Source organism: Streptomyces sp. ST2-7A (assembly GCF_021390475.1).
Taxonomy (GTDB): domain Bacteria; phylum Actinomycetota; class Actinomycetes; order Streptomycetales; family Streptomycetaceae; genus Streptomyces.
In genome coordinates, this window is the sequence record NZ_JAJUWS010000034.1 from 1 (window position 1) to 18,235 (window position 18,235).

An 18,235-nucleotide genomic window follows, 5' to 3' on the forward strand; every position below is an offset into this window, starting at 1 on the left:
TGCGGGTGGTCGCGCCGTCCCCGGTGCTGCCCCGGCGTGCCGCCGCTCCCGGCGTCGTCGACGGCCGACCGGTCCCCGCCGGGGCCCGGCTGCTGCTGGTGGTGCGGCACGGCGCGCTCGCCCACCGGCGCGACCTCGTCCCCGCCGACCCCGCCCCGGCCGCCCCCTCCCGCGGACCCGACAACGGCGGCGCGCCGGGGACCGCGAGCACCACGACCGCGGCGAAGGGGGCGTCCGGCGGGGCGCCGCCCGCCGTGCTGGACCGCTTCTTCCGGATCTCCGAGCGCGGCTCGACCCTCGGACGGGAGGTCCGCGGCGGCTTCGCCACCTTCTTCACGATGGCCTACATCCTCGTGCTGAACCCGATCATCCTGGGCGGCGCGCAGGACATCAACGGGAACCAGCTGGACTTCGGCCAGCTGGTGACCGCCACGGCGCTGGTGGCGGCGGTGATGACGATCCTCATGGGCGTCACCGCCAACCTCCCGCTGGCGCTGGCCGCCGGTCTGGGGCTCAACGCGATGGTCGCCTACGGCCTGGCGCCGCTGATGACCTGGCCGGAGGCGATGGGCCTGGTGGTGCTGGAGGGCATCCTCATCTGTGTGCTGGCCGCCACCGGCCTGCGCGAGGCGATCATGCACGCCATCCCGTTGCCGCTCAAGCAGGCGATCGGCGTGGGCATCGGCATGTTCATCGCCTTCATCGGCCTGGTCAACGCCGGCTTCGTCGGTCGGGGCGAGGGCACCCCGGTGGAGCTGGGCTCCGGCGGCTCGCTGAGCGGGTGGCCGATCCTGGTCTTCTGCGTCGGCCTGCTGCTGACCTTCGTGCTGCTGGCCCGGGGCGCCAAGGGCGCCATTCTCATCAGCATCGTCGCGATGACCGTGCTGGCGCTCGTCATCGAACTGGTCGCCGACGGCATCGAGTGGGGGCTGACCACGCCCGAGGTGCCCGAAAGCCTGGTGGCCGCGCCGGACTTCGGCCTGGTGGGGGCGTTCTCGCTGTTCGGCGCCTTCGGCACGGTGGGCCTGATCACCGTGGTGCTGCTGGTCTTCACGCTCTTCCTGACCGACTTCTTCGACACCATGGGAACCGCCGTGGCGGTCACCTCCGAGGCCGGCCTGCTGGACGAGTGCGGCCGGGTGCCGCGCCTGGGACGTCTGCTGTTCGTGGACGGCATCGCCACCGTCGCCGGTGGCGCGGCGTCGGTGTCCTCCAACACCTCCTACATCGAGTCGGCGGCCGGTGTGGGGGAGGGGGCCCGGACCGGTCTGGCGAACCTGGTGACCGGTGGCCTCTTCGCACTGGCGCTGTTCTTCGCCCCACTGGCGGCGATGGTGCCCTCGCAGGCCGCGGCCCCCGCGCTGGTGGCGGTCGGCTTCCTGATGATGGCGCAGGTGGGTCGGATCGACTGGGCGCGGTACGACATCGCGATCCCGGCGTTCGTGACGATCATCGTGATGCCCTTCACCTTCTCGATCACCAACGGTCTGGGCGCCGGGTTCGTGACCTTCGTGCTGCTGCGCGCGGTCTCCGGTCGGGCCCGCTCGGTGCACTGGTTGCTGTGGCTGGTGGCCGCGGCGTTCCTGGTGTACTTCGCCATCGACCCGGTGGAGCAGTTGCTGGGCCTGCGCTGATCCCTCCTCGTGGGATCCGTGTGACGGCGCCCCGGTTTCCGACCGCTTCCGGTCGGGCCGGGGCGCCGTCACGTGGTCCGGGAGGGTGGTGGGGGAGGGGACCCGGTCGGCCGGGGCGGGTGGGAGGCGGCGGGCACCGGCCCCGGTGCGGAAATCCGGAGCTCGCGTCACACAACCGGTTGCAGGAAAGATCCACCTTCGTGTCATCCAAGGCCGATGACGCCGGGGTATGGACAGAAAGCGTTTGCAGGATACGCTGTGGACAGCGGATCCGATGGCGACTGCGCCGCGTCATCGGGGTCCGTTCCGCACGGCGGGCCCGCGCCGGTTCCCGGCCCATCGGGGACGGCACCCTCCGGGCCCGCGGTGGTGCGCGGAAGGAACGCGCCGGGTCGCCGTGGTGCGGAACGGACGACCCGGCGCGGCCCTTGTTCGCCCGGAGACGACCCGGGTAGGGTCCCAGACATTCGTATCCACGGTCGGCGTTCGCGATGTCGAACAACATCCCGCGGGCGGCGTCCGAACTCTCGCAGGAGGAAGAAACCGTGGCAGCTGAAGTGTGGAGCGTGGACCCGCGCACGGGCGAGCGACGCGAGTCGGTCGGTCACGAGGCCACCGCTGCCGACGTGGACGCCGCCGTGCGTGCCGCCGAGGCGGCCCGGCCCGCCCTCGCCGACCGGGAGACCCGGATCGCCCTGCTGCGCGCGGCGGCCGAGGAGCTGGAGGCCGCCGGCGAGGAGATCATCGCCACGGCCGACGCCGAGACCGCGCTGGGCACCGCCCGGCTGACCGGCGAGCTGGGCCGTACCACCGGTCAGCTGCGCGCCTTCGCCGACGAGATCGCCGAGGGCGGTTACCTCGACCTCACCATCGACCACGCCGACCCCTCGGCGACCCCGCCCCGTCCCGACCTGCGACGCACCCGCGTCCCGCTGGGCGTCGTCGCCGTCTACGCGGCCTCCAACTTCCCGCTGGCCTTCTCCGTGCCCGGCGGCGACACCGCCAGCGCCCTGGCGGCCGGCTGCCCGGTCGTCGTCAAGGCCCACCCGGACCACCCGGCGGTCTCCGAGCTGTGCGCCGCCGCCGTGCGGCGCGCCGCCGAGCGGGTCGGCCTCGCCGAACTCGCCGACGGCGTGCTGTCGGTGGTGCACGGCTTCGACGCCGGCGTGGAGCTGATCCGCCACCCGCTGGTGGCCGCCGCCGGTTTCACCGGCTCCATCCGGGGCGGGCGCGCCCTCTTCGACGCCGCCGGCTCCCGCCCCGTGCCGATCCCCTTCCACGGCGAACTGGGCAGTCTGAACCCCGTCGTGGTGACCGCCGCCGCCGCGGAGGAGCGCGCCGACGCCATCGGCGCCGGCCTGGCCGGCTCGATGACCATGGGGGTCGGCCAGTTCTGCACCAAGCCCGGTCTGGTCTTCGTCCCCGAGGGGCCGGCGGGCGACGCCCTGCTGAAGACCCTCGCCGAGCGGGTGGGCGAGGCCCCCGCGGGTGTGCTGCTGGACGGCCGGATGCGCGAGGCGTTCCTGGAGGGTGTGCGCGAGCGCGCCGCCCTGGAGGACGTCACCGCCCCCGTCACCCCGGCCGAGGGGGACGGCCGCACGGTGGCCGCCGGCTTCCTGACCGTCCCCGCCGCCCGTCTCGCCGACCCCGCCCACGGGGCGTTGCTGGAGGAGTGCTTCGGCCCCGTCACCGTCATCGCCCGGTACGAGGCCGGGAACGGCGACGGCGAGCCGACGGAGGTCACCGGCGCCCTCGAGCGGCTGGGTGGCAACCTCACCGCCTCCCTGCACATCGGTGCCGCCGAGGCCGAGGACCCCACCGGTCCCGCGGCGCGCCTGCTCGCCGCGCTCACCCCGCTCGCCGGCCGGGTGCTGGTCAACGGCTGGCCGACCGGCGTCGCGGTGGTGCCCGCCCAGCACCACGGCGGCCCCTACCCGGCGGCGACCTCCCACTCCACCTCGGTGGGCGTCGCGGCCGTCGACCGGTGGCTGCGGCCGGTCGCCTACCAGGACACCCCGCCCGCGCTGCTCCCGCCGGAGCTGCGCGACGAGAACCCGCTGGGCCTGCCCCGCCGGGTGAACGGTCGCCGCGAACTCGGCTGACCGAGGACCGGGGTCGGGCGCGTCCTCGTCCCTCCCGCCCCTCCCCGCCCCACCGACCGCGTCCCGTCGGGCTGTTCTCGGGAGACGACCCGACGGGGCGCCCGCGGCCGTCCGCGCGGCGTCCGCCGGGGTGTGGCACGTGGCTCGTCCGCCGTGCCGTTCCCGGCCACCCGCCCGGTGATTGCCCCACCGTGCCCCCGAAACGCCCGCGTTTCGGGGGCACGGTGGTGTCCACCCGTCATCGCCCGCGACGGCGGGCCGCCCCCCGACGACTCCGGGGGCGGGGACCGGTGCCGGGGAACCGGGCCGTGACGGACCGCCGCTCCCCGCCCCACGCGTCCGGCGTGCCCACCCCGCCCCGGTCCGCCGTCCGCCGACGCCTCGGTTCCCCTCTCGCTCCACCGCCCCCGAGCGGGCCCGTCCGCTCGGGGAGCACCGTCCGGCACCCCGGTATCCCGGCACCCGGCCGTTCCGTCGGCACCCCCGGGGCGGGCCCGCTCCTTCGGGGAGGGGCCGCGCCCGACATCCCGGCTGTCGCCGCCACCCCCGGGCGGGCCCCCGTTCCGGGAGCGTCCCGCACCCCGGTACCCCGGCACCCGGTCGCCAGGGGACGGCACCCCCGGTCGTCGGGGATCCGCTCCCGGCGCCCGTCGTCGTCCGGTGCCCTCCGGCATCCCGTCGCTCCCGATCGACCGCCCCGACGATCAGCGGGTCGGCGTTCGCACGGTGCCCGCCCGGGCACCGTGCGGGGCGATCGGGCGAATCCGATCGCCCGTATGTGCGGAGGTGGCCGACCGTTCACCTCCCCCATCCCTCATCGCCACGACCGGCTCCTAGCCTCGCCGCAACATCACATGACCACCATCCCCGCCGTCGGCGGGGTAGAGCAGTGAGGCACAAGATGTCAGCGCAGTCGGCGCCCGGACCGGTTTTCCCCGAGATCGACCCCGACGAGGTGAGTTCGAACCCCTCCGGCAACCGTCCCTTCCGGGACGTCGCGGGCACCTTCCTGTCCCGCCGAGCGGCCCTGCGCGGCGGGACCGCCGCCGCGGCGGGCTTCATGGTGGCCGGATCGCTCTCCGGTTCCGCGGTCGCCGCCCCGCCGGCCTCTCCCGTCGCGGCCGGGAAGCCGGAGACCGCGGGCAAGCCGGCCGCCCCCGGCAAGCCGGGTGGGCGCGGCCTGATCGGTTTCGCCCCCGTCCCGACCTCCTCCGACGACGCCTTCAGCGTGCCGCCCGGCTACGAGACCCAGGTGCTCATCCCCTGGGGCACCCCGCTCAGTCCGCGCGGCCCGAAGTGGAAGAGGGATGGTTCCAACACCGCGGCCGAGCAGGAACAGCAGATCGGCATGAACCACGACGGGATGCACTTCTTCCCGTTGGGGAAGGGCAAGGAGGGCAACCGCCGCGGCCTGCTGGTGCTCAACCACGAGTACGTGGACCAGCAGTTGCTCTTCCCCGACGGTCCGGCCGAGATGACCCGCGAGAAGGTCGCCAAGGCGCTCGCCGCCCACGGCGTCAGCGTGGTGGAGATCGAGGAGCGCAAGGGGGTGTGGCAGGTTGTCGACTCCCGCTACGCCCGCAAGGTCACCGGCACCACCCCGGTCGAGTTCTCCGGCCCGGTCAAGGTCACCCACCCCGAGCTGCGCTCGAACAACGCCCCCATGGGCACCCTGAACAACTGTGCCCACGGGGTGACCCCCTGGGGTACCTACCTGACGTGTGAGGAGAACTGGAACGGCTACTTCGGCACCGAGGACACCTCCTGGTCCCCGACCCCGGAGCAGGCCCGTTACGGCGTCAACGCCGGTGGCTTCGGCTACCGCTGGCACCTGGCCGACGAGCGCTTCGACGTGGCCCGCAACGGCAACGAGCTCAACCGCTTCGGCTGGGTGGTCGAGATCGACCCGACCAACCCGAAGGCCAAGCCGGTCAAGCGCACCGCGCTGGGCCGTTTCAAGCACGAGGGCTGCACGGTCGTGGAGTCCCGGGGGCGGGTGGTCGCCTACTCCGGTGACGACCAGGACGGCGACTACATCTACAAGTTCGTCGGCGACGGCAACTGGCGCACCCACCGGGCCCTGGGCCGCAGCCCGCTGGACCACGGCACCCTGTACGTCGCGAAGTTCGAGGACGACGGCCGGGGCACCTGGCTGCCGCTGGCCTTCGGCAGGGGCCCGCTGACCAAGAAGAACGGTTGGAAGGACCAGGCGGACGTGCTCATCCGCACCCGCCAGGCCGCCGACGCGGTCGGTGCCACGAAGATGGACCGCCCCGAGTGGGTCGCGGTCAACCCGAAGAACAAGGACGTGTACTGCGCCCTCACCAACGGCACCGGATGGCCGGGTGAGGCGAACCCGCGCACCCCCAACCCCTACGGCCACATCATCCGGTGGGCGGAGAAGGGGAAGGACCACACCGCGACCACCTTCACCTGGGACATCTTCGTCCTGGCCGGCGACCCGTCCCGGGATTCCTCGGTCGAGCTGGATGAGGACAGCATGTTCGGCTCGCCCGACGGCCTGTGGTTCGACGACGAGGGCCGGCTGTGGATCCAGACCGACATCTCCAACTCCTCGCAGAACCTCGCGAGTCGGGGGTACGACAACATCGCCAACAACGCGATGCTGGCCGCCGACCCGAAGACCGGTGAGATCCGACGCTTCCTGGTCGGCCCGCGCGGCTGCGAGATCACCGGTGTGATCACCACTCCGGACCGTCGCACGATGTTCGTCAACGTCCAGCACCCCGGCGAGGCCACCTCCGCCTGGGGCGCGCCGAGCCCGGCGAACCCCCGCGCCGTGAGCAACTGGCCCGACTTCGACCCCGAGGGCCGTCCCCGTTCCGCGACCGTGGTGATCCGCCGCACCGACGGCGGGATCATCGGCGCCTGACACCCACCGAAACCGACGCGGGGCCCGTACCGATCCGTCTCCCCGGATCCGGTACGGGCCCCGCCCGCGTTCCCATCCCGTCTTCCCCGGTCCGTCCACCGGACGGACCGGGGAACGCTCGTCGCCGGCGTGACGGCACGGGGCCGCCCGCCGGTCGGTCCGCGCCCGTGGAGGGCGTGGCCACGGCGTCCCGGTGACAGGGGCCGGACCTCGCCACCGGCCCGACCACGACGATCACCGATCCGGCGGGCCCGCGCGGTGCGCCGCCCTAGTGTTGTGACCGCATAGGTTCGCCGGTTCGTATGCCTTACAGGTTGTTCGCATAGAAGCTGACGAGTCGTTCGACGGCAGCGTCGACGTATTCGGGTTCGTCGTACATCTCGTAGTGGCCAGCGCCGTCGATCACCATGAGGTCGACGGGGTTGGGGGCCAGCTTCCACAGCTGCATGCCGGTGTCGTAGGAGCCGGTGTTGCCGATGCGTCCGGCGAGGATGACCTGCAGGGGCTGAGTCATGAGCTGATCGGCCAGGTGGAAGGCGTCGTAGCCCAGCAGGTGGGAGTCGCCGCGCAGGAGGCGCCGGTTCGTGGAGTATTCGTTGCCGCCGCGCTCGGTGCGGTAGTAGGTGATGGCCTGAGTGGTGTCGATGTCGGTTAGGCCCACTGCCTCGGCGTCCTCGAGGGTGTCGGGCAGCCAGTTCACGCGGGTCATCTCGCTGGAGCGGGCCTCTTCGGTCCGTGCGTCCGCGAGGGCGTCGAGTGCTGCGGCCGGACCGTCGGGGGAGAAGCTGCGGAACGCGTTGCCGATGTTGACGGGGACGACCGTACCGACCGCCTTGATGCGGTGGTCCGTGCGGGCGGTGTGAACCGCGTAGCCGCCACCGGCGCAGATGCCGAGGACGCCGATGCGCTGCGGGTCGATGCTGGGGGTCGTGGTGAGCACGTCGATGGCGTAGGAGATGTCCTCGCCTCGGCGGTAGGGGTCTTCGAGGTCGCGGGGCTCGCCCTCGCTCTGGCCCTGATGGGCGGGGTCGAGGACAAGGGCGGCGATGCCGTGAGCGGCGAGACGGGAGGCGTAGTTGGCGCCGATCTGCTCCTTCACGCTGCTGCCTGGAGTGGAGAGCACCACGGCGCGCAGCGGTGCGCTGCTGTCGGCGTTGTCGGGCAGGTGGAGGTCCGCGGCGAGGTTGATGGGACCGCGCGGGATCGTGAGGTGCTGAAGCATGCCTGGCTTCCTTCGTGAGATTGTTGTTCCATAGGAGTCCAGCACAAAACAATATCTTGTACGAGCTGAAACTAATACGAAACTGTATCACCTGGATGGAGGGTCGATGTCAGTCGACGGGGCGCAGCTGTGGACGCTGAACCAGCGGCTGTTGGGTGTTGTGATGGATGCCTGCACGGGGGAGCTGGCCGAGCTCGGGTTGGAGACGAAGGAGTTTTTCGTCCTGGCCGAGGTGGAGGCGTCGCCGTACCCGGCTGAGATCGCGACTGCGCTGCTGCTGCCCAAGGCGAGCGTGACGGTCTACGTTCGCAACCTCGTCGCCAAGGGCCTTGTTCGCCGCGAGATCGACGAGGCGGACTTGCGGCGTCATCGGCTCGTACTGACCGCTGAGGGCACGCAAGCACGCGATCGAGCACTTGCAGCTCTCGCGGCGGAGTACGACCGCAGGTTGGCGAGGGTCACCCCCCAGGACCGCGTTGAGCTGCAACGCATCCTCAAAGCGATGCTCGCCTCGCCCGCGTCAGGCCGTATGCGCGAGTGATTCGTCTGTCCGGTGCTCTGCTGCACGTTCGGGCCGCGACCGCATGGGTTCGTCAGATCGTTCAGGTTGCGACGGCAAGGGACGTCCACCCCAGCGGATGCCCTTCTCGCTTCGGACGCGGGCACGTTCGCGACGCTGCGCCGCGATGATGTCGGGGTGGCGGGTGTTGGTGTTTCGCCAGCGCAGGTAGGCGTGCAGGGCCCGGGTTTGCACGCTGTGGTTGCGGTGGTTGGAGTTGGCGATCGTGAACTGCCGCAGTGGCCCGAAATGGGCTTCGATCGGGTTGGCCCACGAGGCGTAGGTCGGGGTGAAGCACAGCTCGACGCGGTTCTTCTTCGCCCAGCGGCGGATCTTGTCGCCTTTGTGGGCGGACAGGTTGTCCAGGATGACGTAGATCGGGGCGCCGTCCGGGCGCGCGGCCCGGATCGACCTCAGTGCGGCCAGGGTGTTCACCGCACCCTTCTTGCGGCGGTTGACGCCCCACAGCCGGTCGTCGCCGACGGAATAGCAGCCGTGGAAGTACCGCACCCCGTGGGTGCGGTGGTAGGTCGCGGGATGGCGCTCGGGGTGACCGGCGGGAGCCCAGCCGGCCCCGGCGGTGGGGCGGATGCCGAGCGGCCCGAACTCGTCGAACGCGAACACGCGGTCCGCGAAGCGTTCCAGCACCTCCTCGATGCGGTCCAGCTTGGCGTCACGCTCGGGGTCGGGCGACTCCTTCCAGGTTTTGGTGCGCTGGAAGCTGATGCCGCGGCGGGCGAGCAGGCACCGTAATGCCTCGCGGCCGATCCGGATCACATGGCCGTGTACCTTCCGCAGGTAGGCGGCAAGTTTACGGATCGACCAGCGGGTGAAGGGCTGGCCGAGCTTGGTCGGGCGGGTGGTGGCCGTCTGGACGACGAAGTCCTCGTCGTCAGGACTGAGCAGGCGGGGACGGCCTCCCGCCCAGCGAGGGTCCAGGCAGGCCAGGCCGATCTCGTTGAACCGGTGGATCACGTCGCGGACGGTGTCCTCGTCAGCCTGAACCAGCTTCGCGATCACCGGGACCCGGTTTCCGCCGGCCGAGGCCAACAGCATCATCGCGCGCCGGTATCGCACCGTGCTGGTGCTGCCCCGGCGCACGATCTGCTGCAGCTTCTGCCCCTCCTGGTCGGTCAATCTGCGCACACGGGCAGGCTCAGCCACCACACCCCCCAACGGTTGGGTCGGACGTCTCCGGACATCCAACCGCTGAAACCGCCGACCCGGCGAACCTTCCCGGTCAGAGCACTAGACGGTGAGGCCGAAGACCAGGACTCCCAGGCTGTAGAGGGCGAGCATCAGCAGCACGATGCCGATGACGTTGAGCCAGACCCCGCCCCGGATCATCTGCCCGATGGTCACCTGGCCGGAGCCGAAGACCACCGCGTTCGGCGGCGTGGCCACCGGCAGCATGAAGGCGCAGGTGGCGGCCACGGCGACCGGGATGAGCAGCAGCATCGGATCCAGCCCCAGGCCGCCCGCCACCCCCGCCATGATCGGCAGGAAGGTCGCCACCGTGGCGGTGTTGCTGGTCAACTCCGTCAGCAGCAGCACCAGGACGGCCACCGCCACCACGAACAGCACGGTCGGCAGCACGTCCAGGCCGGTGACCCGGTCACCGATCCACGGCCCCAGCCCGGTCTGCTCGCCGTCCTCCCCGGTGCGGTTGAAGGCACCGGAGAGCGCCAACCCACCGCCGAACAGCAGCAGGATGCCCCAGGGCAGGGCCTTGGTGTCCTCCCAGCCCAGCGCCCGATGGCGGCGATCGCGGGAGACCGGCAGCAGCAGGAGCAGCACGGCGGCCGTCATCGCGATCGCGGCGTCGTCGATCCGCTCGGTCCACGGCCACACGCCGTGCAGTTGCGGCATCAACACCCAGGAGACGGCGGCGAACACGAAGACCGCCAGCACTGTCCACTCCGGGCGGCTGATCGGGCCCAACTCGCGCAGCTTCTCCCGGATCAGCTCCCGGCCGCCGGGTATCTCGCCGACGCTCGGCCGGAAGACCACCCGGGTGAGCACCAGCCAGGCGATGACCAGGAAGACGGCCGCGATCGGCACCCCGAACTGCATCCACTGGAAGAAACTGATCGAGATGCCGTAGTTCTCGTCGACGAAGCCGCGCAGCAGGGTGTTGGGCGGGGTGCCGATCACGGTGCCGAGCGAGCCGATCGAGGCCGCGTAGGCGATGCCCAGCATCAGGGCGGTGGCGAAGTTCGGGTCCCGCCGGCCGTCGCCGAGCTGCGCCATCAGCCCGAGCACGGCGATGCCGATGGGGAGCATCATCACCGCCGTCGCGGTGTTGGAGATCCACATGCTCAGGAACGCCGAGGCGATCATGAAACCCAGGATCATCCGGCGCGGACCGGTGCCGACCACCAGCACGGTGGCCAACGCGAAGCGGGTGTGCAGATTCCAGCGTTGCATCGCGATGGCGATGATGAAGCCGCCCATGAACAGGAAGATGACGGGGTTGGCGTACGGGGGAGCGACCTCCTCGATGGGCGCCACGTCCAACGCCGGAAAGGCGATCAGCGGCACCAGGGCGGTGGCCGGCAGCGGCAGTGCCTCGGTCATCCACCACACGGCCATCAGCACGGCGACGGCCGCCACGTTCCTGTCCTGCGGCGCGAGCGAGTCGGGCAGCAGCAGTCGGACGGCGAAGGCCAGCACCAGGCCGGCGAACAGCCCGACCCACTGCCGGGTCCGCACCCCGGTGCCCGGTCGGTCGGCCGTCTCCACGCGGGGCGCGGAGTCCGGTCCGTCCGGTGCCCCGCCCCCCTCGGGGCCGCCGGTCCGTTCGCCTTCCGGCGCGGTGCCGTCCCGGCGTTCCGGCCGTTCCTCCTCGGACCTCGTCGTCCCCGTGTCCGCCACGCTGTCCCCCATTGTCCGCCGTGTGCAGGTGTGTTCGGCCCGCGAAGGGCCGGCTTCCGCCGGCCCCCTGCCCGTTCCGTCGGCGTCCACGCACCGGGGCGCGGAGTGTTATCGGGGTGTTGCCCGGGGCTCCGGTGACCGGGGGACGGGCCGGGACGGGCCGTGACGTGTCGGGCACCCCGCCCCGGAGCGGTCGATCCGCCGGCCCGACCGGGCCGGGCCGGCGGAAAGCGGCGGGTGATCGGGCGGTCACCCGCTCCCGGGGGCGTCGGCGGGGTGACGGGCCGCCTCGGTGCCGATGGAGTCGCGGGGTTCGGTCCCCTCGACGATTTCCGTCCGTCCGGGTGCGCGGGGATCCGCGTGAACGGCCGGGCACGATCCTCGAACGCCGTTCCCGAGCGGCTCCGGGAGCCGATGGATCCCGGCCGGCGGTGCTCTCCGAGCAGGGACATCTCGGCCCGGTCACGGTGACGACAACCCGTTGTCGGACTTCTGGACGCGGCCCACCTGTCCGAGTACCGTGCCGGGGCATGCGACAGGGGCACAGGCTTCCCGTTTCCCCTGTTCCCGCCGCCGGTTCCCCTCGGCAGGGGAGGCCAACGTCCCGCCGCCCCCGCCGACTGTCCGGCGGGTGTACGACGGGTGCGGGGCAGCGGCTCCGTCTCCCCGACCCCGGAAGGCATCCCGCGTGAACGCACTCCCCCTGCTGTTGATCGGCCTGGCGACATTCGCGGGCGGCTACCTCCTGTACTCGAAGTTCCTGGGCGACCGGGTCTACAAGCTCGACCCGGCCTTCAGGACACCCGCGCACGAACAGCGGGACGGCGTGGACTACGTCCCGACCAACAAGTTCGTGCTGTGGGGACACCACTTCACCTCGGTCGCGGGCGCGGCGCCGATCGTCGGCCCCGCGGTCGCCGTGATCTGGGGCTGGCTGCCCGCCTTCCTGTGGGTCACCCTCGGGACGGTCTTCTTCGCGGGCATGCACGACCTGGGGGCCCTGTGGGCCTCGGCGCGCAACAAGGGCCGCTCGATGGGCACACTCTCCGGCCGATACATCGGCGACCGGGGCGCGAAGCTCTTCCTGGTCGTGATCTTCCTGCTGCTGCTGATGGTGGTCGCGGCCTTCGCGGTGGTCATCAAGAACCTGCTGATCTCCACCCCCTCGGCGGTGATCCCCGCCTGGGGCGCGGTCGCGGTGGCGCTGCTGGTCGGGCAGGCGGTCTACCGCTACAGGGTGAGCCTCGGCGTGGTCACCGTGGTCGGCGTCGCCGCGCTCTACGGGCTGATCCTCCTCGGTGACGCCTTCCCGGTGGAGCTGCCCGACCCGATCCTGGGCATGTCCCCGGCGACCTTCTGGATCCTCGCCCTCTTCGTCTACGCCGGCATCGCCTCCCTGCTGCCGGTCTGGGTGCTGCTCCAGCCGCGCGACTACATCAACGGCGTCCAGCTCTTCGTCGGCCTCGGCATCCTCTTCGTCTCCGTGCTGGTGAGCGCCCCGACGATCGTCGCCCCGGCCATCAACGACGCCGTGCCCGCGGGCACCCCGGACCTGTTGCCGCTGCTCTTCGTCACCATCGCCTGCGGCGCGATATCCGGCTTCCACGGCATGGTCTCCTCGGGCACCACCTCCAAACAGCTGGACAAGGAGACCGACGCCCGCTTCGTCGGCTACTTCGGCGCGGTCGGCGAGGGCATGCTCGCCCTCGGCGCGATCATCGCCGCCGTGGCGGGTTTCCGCACCGTGGCCGAATGGGAGAGCGTCTACAGCGGCTTCGGTGAGGGCGGCGTCGCGGCGTTCGTCGCGGGTGGCGGGGAGCTCGTCCACGGCGGGCTGGGCCTGCCGGTCTCGCTGAGTTCGACGGTCCTGGCCACCATGGCGATCCTGTTCGCCGCCACCACCATGGACACCGGCGTGCGCCTGCTGCGCTTCGTCGTCCAGGAGGCCGGCGAGGCCGCGAAGGTGAGGATCAACACCGGCATCGGCACCCTCATCGCGGTGGGCGCCGGGATGGCCCTCACCTTCAGCCAGGGCGCCGACGGCGCGGGCGGTCTGCGGATCTGGCCGCTGTTCGGCACCAGCAACCAACTGCTGGCCTCCCTGACCCTCTCCATCATCGCGGTCATCCTGATCCGCAAGCGGCGCAACCCGACACCCGCGCTGGTGCCCCTCGTGTTCGTGTTCGTGATGGCGTTCTGGGCGGCGCTCGCCCAGCTCGGGGACCTCTACGAGACCCGGGACTGGCTGCTGCTGGGCATCGACGTCGTCATCATCGTCGCCGCCCTGTGGGTCGCCATCGAGGCGGTCGGCGCGATGCGGCGGGCCTACCGGGAGCCGCCGGAGGACCCCGACGCCGATGTGACGGAGAAAGCCGAGCTGAAGGGGTGAGTCCTTCCCGTTGGGCCTCGTTCCGGGCCGGGTTGGGGGAGTTCTGGGCCGGTCCCTACCGGCGCACCCTCGCCCGCGCCCGGCGCGAGGAGGACGACCTCTTCCGGATGGTCGTCCTCGCGGAGGCACTGGGCGTGCCCGACCCGGCGGCGTACTACACCGTCGAGCTGATCCCCGCCGTCTACGAGGACTTCCACGCCTGGCACCGCCGGATGGGCATGGAGCGCTCGCCCCTGGAGCACGTCGGATGCTGCTAGACCTCCTCACCCCGCACCGGGTCGTGTTCGTCGGGGGCAAGGGCGGAGTCGGCAAGACCTCCGTCGCCGCCGCGCTCGCCCTCGGCCGCGCCCGGGCGGGCGCCCGCGTGCTGCTGGTGTCCACCGACCCCGCCCACAACCTCGGCCACCTCTGGGACCGTCCCGTGGGCGACCGGCCCGTCCGCCTCACCGGCCCCGGGGACCTCACCCCCGGAGCCGGGAGGGCGGGCCACGTCGACGGGCTGGAGATCGACCCGGAGCGCACGGTCGAGCAGCACCTGTCCGCGGTCGCCGCGACGATGCGGCGCCTCCTCCCCGAGCGGATGCACGCGCCGGCCGCCCGGCACCTGGAGCTGGCCCGGCAGGCGCCCGGCACGCACGAGTCGGCGGTGCTGGAGCGGATCGCCGAAGCGGTGGAGCTCGGGGCGGAGGCGTACGACCTCGTCGTCTTCGACACCGCGCCCTCCGGGCACACGCTGCGGCTGCTCGCGCTGCCCGAACAGCTCGCCTCCTGGACCGAGGCCCTGCTCGTCAACCGCGACCGCTCCGAGCGGTTCGGCGACGCGGTGCGCGGTCTCGGCGGCGGCCGGGAGACCGACCGCGACGCCGAACTGCGCCGGGTCCTCCTGCGTCGGCGCGACCGCTTCGCCCGGCTGCGCGAGGTGGTGACCGACCCGGCGCGGACCGGGTTCGTGATCGTGCTGACCGCCGAACCGCTTCCGATCGCCGAGACCACGGAGATGTACGAGAAGCTCACCGGCCTCGGAGTCGAGGTGACCGCTCTCGTCGCCAACCGCCGTTCCCCGGCGGACGCCGGTGACCTGCTCGCCCGGCGCCGGGACCGGGAGGACGAGCACCTCGTCCGGTTGCGGCGGCGGATCCCGGACCCACCGCTGCTCGACGTGCCGCTGCTGCCGGGGGACCTGGTGGGCGCGGAGGCGCTCGCCGTCCTGGCCGACCGACTCGGACCCTCCCCGGCCTGAGGTCCGGCCCACCACCACCGGGCGGTGGTGGGCCGGGGTGTCTTCGGAGGAGCCTTCCCGTCCGCCGGCCTTCCCGGTCGGTTCCGACGTCGGGAGGCCGTTCGCAAGCGGGGTCACCCACGCGACCCCATCCGGGCCCGCCTCGTGGATGCCGTGGCGGATCACGGGGCCGGTGGCGACGGCTCGATCCGCATCCCCGCGCATCCGTCAACGACGAGGCACGGAAGGGGGTGCCCCACACGGACACATCCGACGCCGGTCACCGTGGCCGACCCGGGTGTGTGGATCACCGCCCGCGCGTCGCGCCACGCGGGCGATCGGTCACCGGGGCTTTCTCAGGTGGAGTCACGGATCACCAACTCCGTGGGCAGGATGACCGCGGACGGCTCCTCGCCCGTCATCCGGCCCATCAGCACCCGCACCATCTCGGCACTGATGCGCGCCCACGGCTGACGGATGGTGGTCAACTCCGGTCGGGATCCGACGGCGGCGGGGGAGTCGTCGAACCCGCCCACCGCCACGTCCTCCGGTACCCGGCGGCCCGACCGTTCCAGGGCGGCCAGGGCGCCGCGCGCCATCAGGTCGGAGGCGACGAAGACGGCGTCCAGGTCCGGCCTGCGGGCCAGGAGTTCGGCGACGGCCCGGTCGCCACTGTCCCGGCTGTAGTCGCCGATCGCGATCAGGTCCTCGTCCACCGGGACACCGGAGGCGCCGAGCACCTCCCGATACCCCAGCAGGCGGTCCACACCCCCCGGGGTGTCCTGCGGTCCCGCCACGGTGGCGATCCGCCGTCGTCCGCCGGCCAGGAGATGGCGCACCATCACCCGGGCGCCCTCCCGGTCGTCGGCCGCCACATGGGCCGTCGGCGCGGTGCCGTTCGCCCCGACCGTCGGCTTGCCGCAGGCCACCACGGGTATCCCGGCCTCGGCCAGTTGCCCGGCCACCGGGTCGCCGGTGTGGCTGGAGACCAGCAGTACGCCGTCCACGTGGCCGGCGCCGATGTACCGGCCGATCCGGGACTGTTCCTCGGGGGTGCCGGCGATCATCAACAGCAACGGGATGTCGTGCTCGGCCAGAGCCCGGGTGCAACCGCGCAGCAGGACGTTGAAGTTGGGGTCCTCGAAGAACCGTTCCTGCGGCTCGGTCAGCAGGAAGGCCACCGAACCCGAGCGTCCGGTGATCAGCGACCGGGCGTGCCGGTTGACCACGTACCCGGTGCTGTGGATGGCGGACCGCACGGCCTCCGCGGCCTCGGCGGAGACGTGGTGCCCGCCGTTGAGGAAGCGGGAGACCGTGCCCCGGGAGACCCCCGCCACCCGGGCCACGTCGTGGATGGTCGGGACACGGCGTCGTTCCCCGACCCGTGTCGTCGGACGTGCCGCGTCGGTACTCCGTGTCCCGCCCATCACTGCCTCCCCGTTCGGCGTGCTCATGACTTTACGGCGCCCGAGAGCAGGTCCAGACTCCAGAACCGCTGGATCACCAGGAACAGCGCGATCAGCGGCAGGATCGCCAGCAATGACCCCGTGATGACCAGGGTGTACAGCGCCGGGGCACTGGCCCCCTGGTTGAGGAGTGTGAACAACCCCAACGTGATGGGGAACTTCTCGTCGTCGCTGAGCATGATGTACGGCAACAGGAAGTTGTTCCAGATCGCCACGAACTGGAACAGGAAGACCGTCACCAGACCGGGCAGCATCATCGGCAACCCGATCGAACGGAAGATCCGCCACTCCCCGGAGCCGTCGATCCGACCGGACTCCACCACGTCGCGGGGCACGGCCGCCGCCGCGTAGATGCGCGCCAGGTAGATGCCGTAGGGCGAGAGGATCACCGGCAGCAGCACCGACCACCGGGTGCCCGCCATGTCGACCTGTGCCAGCAGCAGGTACTGCGGCACCGCCAGGATCACCGGCGGCATCAGTACCCCGGCCAGCAGGATGTTGAAGATCGACTCCCGGCCCCGGAAGCGGTACATCGCCAGCGCGTACCCCGCTAGCGCCGAGACCGCGGTGGACAGCAGGGCGCCCACACCGGCGTACAGCACGGAGTTGCCCATCCAGGCCCAGTAGACGCCGTCCCGGTAGGCCGACAGGTCGGAGATGTTCCCCCACAGGCCGGTGCCGGGCAGGAAGGTGAAGGTGGAGAACAGTTCCCGGCCCGCCTTGGTGGAGGCGACCAGCACCCAGGCCACCGGGATCAGGCAGTACAGGGCGCCCAGCAGCAGCACGGCCGTGGGCAGCAGCGCGATCCGGCGCGGTCGGCGGCCGGCCGGCGGTCCGTTCCGGGCGGAACGGTCGCCGGGCGGCGGGGTGCCGGCGGCGACGGTGGGGGCGGGGGCACCGACGCTCATCGCGACTCCTCCTGTCGGGTGCGGGAATTGGCCAGACGCAGGAACCCGAAGGACAGCACCAGGGTGACCAGCGCGATGATCACCGCCGTGGCGGCGGCGGAGTGGATGTTCCCCCGCACGAAGGCGTCCTGGTAGACCTTCATCAGCGGACTCCAGGTGGTGGACAGGTTGTTGGTGAGCGGTCGCAGCGTGGTCGGCTCGTTGAACACCTGCAGGGTGGCGATGACCGAGAAGAAGAAGGTCAGCACCAGGGACGGTGCCACCATGGGGATCTTGATGCGCCAGGCGATCTGCCGCTGCGAGCAGCCGTCCAGCCGGGCGGCCTCGTAGATCTCCGGCGGGATGGCCCGCAACGCGGTGTAGATGACGATCATGTTGAAGCCGGTGCCGCCCCACACCGCGATGTTGGACAGCGCGATGAACAGCGCCCCGCCGCCGAGCAGGTCGGGCTGGGGCAGCCCCAGGCGGTCCAGCACGAAGTGCAGCGGGCTGACCGAGGGCAGGTACAGGAAGCCCCACAGCAGTGCCGCGATCACGCCCGGCACCGCGTAGGGCAGGAAGATCGTCAGGCGCGCGAAGTGCCGTCCGGCGACCCGGTCGGCGTCCAGCATCAGGGCGAAGAGCAGGGCCAGGCCGAGCATGGTGGGGACCACGATCATGCCGTAGCCCAGCACCCGCAGCGCGCCGGCCAGCAGTTCGGAGTCGCCCAGGGCGGCGGTGTAGTTCGACAGTCCGGCCCATACCTCGCGTCGTGCGCCGGAACCCAGCCCCAGGCCCTGGACCTCGACCCTGCGGAAGCTCAGCCACACCGCGTAGCCGATGGGCAGGGCGAAGAAGGCCAGGAAGAGCAGGACCGCCGGCAGCATGAAGACGTAGGGCGCGCGGCGGGGGTCGCCCGCCCGGGCCCCCCGGACGCGGCGCGTCCGGGGGGCGGAGGCCGCCGCCGAATCGGTGGCGGGGGAGTGGGGG

At 71.9% G+C, this 18,235-nt stretch carries 13 protein-coding genes; 7 read left to right on the forward strand and 6 right to left on the reverse strand.

The annotated features are described in order from the left end of the window. The first annotated feature begins 254 nt into the window (after window positions 1-254). The 3 genes from LZF96_RS19155 (at window position 255) to LZF96_RS19165 (ending at window position 6,629) form a co-directional block, all read left to right on the forward strand. Window positions 255-1,634: an NCS2 family permease gene (locus tag LZF96_RS19155; RefSeq protein WP_233874261.1), complete on the forward strand. Its 1,380-nt coding sequence runs from the start codon at window positions 255-257 to the stop codon at window positions 1,632-1,634. A gap of 491 nt (window positions 1,635-2,125) precedes the next feature. After that, on the forward strand, window positions 2,126-3,736 hold the full coding sequence (locus LZF96_RS19160) for an aldehyde dehydrogenase (NADP(+)) (protein WP_233874095.1): 1,611 nt from the start codon (window positions 2,126-2,128) through the stop codon (window positions 3,734-3,736). 901 nt (window positions 3,737-4,637) lie between these two features. Continuing rightward, a complete protein-coding gene (locus LZF96_RS19165; RefSeq protein WP_233874098.1) occupies window positions 4,638-6,629 on the forward strand; it encodes a PhoX family phosphatase in 1,992 nt (663 codons plus the stop codon). Between the two features lie 307 nt (window positions 6,630-6,936). Here the strand turns inward: LZF96_RS19165 and LZF96_RS19170 are convergent, their stop codons facing one another. Then, window positions 6,937-7,851: an alpha/beta hydrolase gene (locus LZF96_RS19170; protein WP_233874101.1), complete on the reverse strand. Its 915-nt coding sequence runs from the start codon at window positions 7,849-7,851 to the stop codon at window positions 6,937-6,939. Window positions 7,852-7,957: 106 nt separating this feature from the next. On the opposite strand from LZF96_RS19170, the gene LZF96_RS19175 reads away from it, so the two are divergent. Beyond that, entirely contained in the window at window positions 7,958-8,392 is a 435-nt protein-coding gene (locus LZF96_RS19175; RefSeq protein WP_233874104.1) for a MarR family winged helix-turn-helix transcriptional regulator, read from the forward strand. On the opposite strand, the gene LZF96_RS19180 is transcribed toward LZF96_RS19175, so the two are convergent. Next, window positions 8,372-9,556: an IS630 family transposase gene (locus LZF96_RS19180; RefSeq protein ID WP_233874107.1), complete on the reverse strand. Its 1,185-nt coding sequence runs from the start codon at window positions 9,554-9,556 to the stop codon at window positions 8,372-8,374. The two genes, LZF96_RS19175 and LZF96_RS19180, sit on opposite strands and share 21 nt — an antisense overlap. Before the next feature lie 102 nt (window positions 9,557-9,658). Then, the gene (locus LZF96_RS19185; RefSeq protein ID WP_233874110.1) at window positions 9,659-11,284 is read right to left on the reverse strand and encodes a DASS family sodium-coupled anion symporter; all 1,626 of its coding nucleotides are present in this window, start codon (window positions 11,282-11,284) and stop codon (window positions 9,659-9,661) included. Window positions 11,285-11,972: 688 nt separating this feature from the next. Here LZF96_RS19185 and LZF96_RS19190 point away from each other — a divergent pair. From LZF96_RS19190 to LZF96_RS19200, 3 genes are read left to right on the forward strand one after another with little or no spacing between them, the layout of a single operon-like run. After that, window positions 11,973-13,673 carry a carbon starvation protein A gene (locus LZF96_RS19190; protein ID WP_233874113.1) on the forward strand — a complete coding sequence of 567 codons (1,701 nt, stop codon included), beginning with the start codon at window positions 11,973-11,975 and terminating at the stop codon, window positions 13,671-13,673. After that, window positions 13,670-13,930 carry a cory-CC-star protein gene (locus LZF96_RS19195; protein WP_233874116.1) on the forward strand — a complete coding sequence of 87 codons (261 nt, stop codon included), beginning with the start codon at window positions 13,670-13,672 and terminating at the stop codon, window positions 13,928-13,930. The genes LZF96_RS19190 and LZF96_RS19195 overlap by 4 nt, the downstream gene beginning before the upstream one ends. Continuing rightward, the gene (locus LZF96_RS19200) at window positions 13,921-14,913 is read left to right on the forward strand and encodes an ArsA family ATPase (RefSeq protein WP_233874119.1); all 993 of its coding nucleotides are present in this window, start codon (window positions 13,921-13,923) and stop codon (window positions 14,911-14,913) included. The genes LZF96_RS19195 and LZF96_RS19200 overlap by 10 nt, the downstream gene beginning before the upstream one ends. A gap of 335 nt (window positions 14,914-15,248) precedes the next feature. Here LZF96_RS19200 and LZF96_RS19205 read toward each other — a convergent pair whose 3' ends face one another. The 3 genes from LZF96_RS19205 to LZF96_RS19215 are packed head-to-tail and all read right to left on the reverse strand — an operon-like array spanning window position 15,249 to window position 18,132. Continuing rightward, window positions 15,249-16,319 (reverse strand): LacI family DNA-binding transcriptional regulator, encoded by a 1,071-nt coding sequence (locus tag LZF96_RS19205; protein WP_233874122.1) that lies wholly within the window; start codon window positions 16,317-16,319, stop codon window positions 15,249-15,251. Between the two features lie 23 nt (window positions 16,320-16,342). Next, on the reverse strand, window positions 16,343-17,266 hold the full coding sequence (locus LZF96_RS19210; protein WP_233874125.1) for a carbohydrate ABC transporter permease: 924 nt from the start codon (window positions 17,264-17,266) through the stop codon (window positions 16,343-16,345). Next, on the reverse strand, window positions 17,263-18,132 hold the full coding sequence (locus tag LZF96_RS19215; protein ID WP_233874264.1) for a carbohydrate ABC transporter permease: 870 nt from the start codon (window positions 18,130-18,132) through the stop codon (window positions 17,263-17,265). Before LZF96_RS19215 ends, LZF96_RS19210 begins: the two co-directional genes overlap by 4 nt. Between the last annotated feature and the right edge of the window lie 103 nt (window positions 18,133-18,235).